The organism is Enterobacter cloacae complex sp. S2 (genome assembly GCF_015159675.1).
In the GTDB taxonomy this organism is placed as follows: Bacteria; Pseudomonadota; Gammaproteobacteria; order Enterobacterales; family Enterobacteriaceae; genus Enterobacter; species Enterobacter intestinihominis.
Genome location: NZ_JADDTS010000030.1, coordinates 1 through 2,496, shown reverse-complemented (window position 1 = coordinate 2,496; position 2,496 = coordinate 1). Strand labels below are relative to the sequence as shown.

Here is a 2,496-nt window from a genome sequence, read left to right as displayed (position 1 = left end):
AGAACCTTCCTGGCATTCTCCAGGAAATTTCTGCTCTGTACGTAAGCCCGTACCGCTCGCCGCAGCCGAACGACCGAGCGCAGCGAGTCAGTGAGCGAGGAAGCGGAATATCTCCTGTATCACATATTCTGCTGACGCACCGATGCCGCCTTTTTCTCCTGCCACATGAAGCACTTAACTGACATCCGCATCCGTGCCAACATATTAAGCCAGTATACACTCCGCTAGCGCTGCGTGACTGGTCCGGCGCTGCGCCCGGAACCCGCCTGTACCGGTTAAGCAGCCGTTCTGGTCTGACTGCGATTTTTTTCATTCCTGCCCGCTACCCTGTAAACCTTTCTTCTGCGTTGCCGTTAACAGGAGGTAAGCCATGTTTGGTTTTTCCTCCGGAGCCCTGATGACTTTTAATGATGATGAGCGACACCTGCTTGTGTCCGTTGTTTCGGGCTGGCTCCGGCGTGCCGAAGGGGATGCCGGAGCCATGATGCTGGATGCATACCGGCAGATTTTGTCTGAAACCGAACCGGCCGCAAGGGCGGTCATGCTCGAATTTCTTGAATCAGTTCGCATTCATTACGTTTCGTCCTGAGCATTTCCTGAAGCATTTCCTGAATTTTTGTCCATACTCAATCCAGGCGGCCGTCACGGACGGTGGTCGTCGTTCCATGATGCTGTTATGGAAGATTGAGAGTAATCTAACTTGATTGAGTTCCGGGCGTGTCGCCCGGTTTTTTTTGCTGTTTCCCGGTGTCCGCTCCCGGACAGGATGTGCATTTGTAATACCGCGCACGCGGCGGCATCACAAATACCCCGTTCAGGGCTGCGCCCCGACACCCCGCCATCGCCTCACGGCCGCGCACTGAATTGCGCACCCGTTCACCGATTTTCACGCATCTTTCTCGCCTATCTGTGCGTTCAGCATGGCGTAAAGCGCTTCAGCCTGATCGTGCAGATGCTCACAGCAGCCGGCTGCCTCATCCAGATCCATCTGTTCGAGCCGTTCGAGGAGGAGGAGTGTCTGTGAGCGGATAAATTTGGCCATGTTGAGGGCGGCGGATTCCTGTCTGGTCACTGGTGATTTTCCCCGTCTGGTGATGATTTTTGCGTGAAAAGAGCATGCCGTCATTCTGGTGCATAGTCATGCATGCCGTTAAAATTTAACAGGCGCGTTTCTGACGGGTTCCGGGGTGGTTTGTTGTGGTTTTTGTCATGGTTCCGTCAGAAACGCGCTGAGCGCGTCTGAGGCGGTGCGGGCAACGGATGTTATGGTAAATTCTTGGGGGCTTGATTATAAAATACCGCACTTCCTCTTATGTCTTGTGCTTTTTAGACAACCCTGAAAGCTTTTAGCTTTGGTGATGCAATTTGCTGGGATTTTGGCGGAGAACCACAGGTAAAGAAAAAGGCCACATTAGCGGCCTTTTTCGGAGAATATGCTCAGTGCGGAATTTCGGAGACTTCTTTAACGTCGGTTTTATTGATCTGCTGTTTGACACCATTCGCGTCTGTATAGCCAAGCAGGCCTGAGTCTGATTCTTTAGGTTTGCCGTCGCTGACAATAGTGCGACCGTCATTGGTGTGTATGGCATAGCTTGTGCGCGTGCAGCCGGTGAGGGCTGAAAGCGCAACTGCCGCTGCGAACACTGAAACAAAAATCTTTTTCAAAGCCAGCTCCTTTTATCCATATCAGTTTTGGTCACTAACCATCTAACTATAGGTTATTTTTTATGTGAAAAGAGGCTTGATGGTGGGCTGTATATCGAGTTAGGCGCGAGGTGCTATGGTCAAAGTGTGGTGTCAAGCGGGGAGGAGGCTTATATGAGATGTAATCCAGCAGATACATATACCAAGATGATTTAAGTATTCCTCTTTGTGAGGTTGGATGTCTAATTTATAAAGGATCTTCTTGAGATCCTTTTTTTTCGCGCGTAATCTCTTGCCCTGTAAACGAAAAAACCACCCTGGCAGGTGGTTTTTCGAAGGTTAGGTAATCCTGGCAGATCCCCTAACCGTGGTAACAGTCTTGTGCGAGACATGTCACCAAATTTGTCCTTTCAGTGTAGCCTCACTAAGGCCGCCACTTCAAGAACTCTTGATACATCTCTCGCACATCCTGTTTACCAATGGCCGTTGCCAATGGCGATTAGTCGTGTCTTTCCGGGTTGGACTCAAGTTGATAGTTACCGGATAAGGCGCAGCGGTCGGACTGAACGGGGGGTTCGTGCATACAGTCCATCCTGGAGCGAACTGCCTTCCCGGAACTGAGTGTCAGGCGTGGAATGAGAAACCGCGGCCATAACAGCGGAGTGACACCGGTAAACCGAAAGGCAGGAATGCGGGGGAGCACGAGGGAGCCACCAGGGGGAAACGCCTGGTATCTTTAAGCCGCATCGGGTTTCGCCACCACTGATTTGAGCGTCAGATTTCGTGATGCTTGTCAGGGGGGCGGAGCCTATGGAAAAACGGCTTTGCCGTGGCCTTATGCCTTTTTCGCTA

Annotated in this window: 3 protein-coding genes; 1 reads left to right on the top strand and 2 read right to left on the bottom strand. The window is 51.5% G+C overall.

All coding sequences use genetic code 11. The annotated features are described in order from the left end of the window. Positions 1–370: 370 nt before the first annotated feature. On the top strand, positions 371–589 hold the full coding sequence (locus IPZ49_RS14325) for a hypothetical protein (protein WP_182407767.1): 219 nt from the start codon (positions 371–373) through the stop codon (positions 587–589). 297 nt (positions 590–886) lie between these two features. Here the strand turns inward: IPZ49_RS14325 and IPZ49_RS14320 are convergent, their stop codons facing one another. Further along, complete coding sequence (locus IPZ49_RS14320) at positions 887–1,072, bottom strand: Rop family plasmid primer RNA-binding protein (protein WP_032673404.1); 186 nt, start codon at positions 1,070–1,072, stop codon at positions 887–889. Between the two features lie 365 nt (positions 1,073–1,437). Next, positions 1,438–1,665, bottom strand: coding sequence for a YgdI/YgdR family lipoprotein (locus IPZ49_RS14315; RefSeq protein ID WP_021243043.1), 228 nt, complete (start codon positions 1,663–1,665; stop codon positions 1,438–1,440). Positions 1,666–2,496 lie beyond the last annotated feature (831 nt).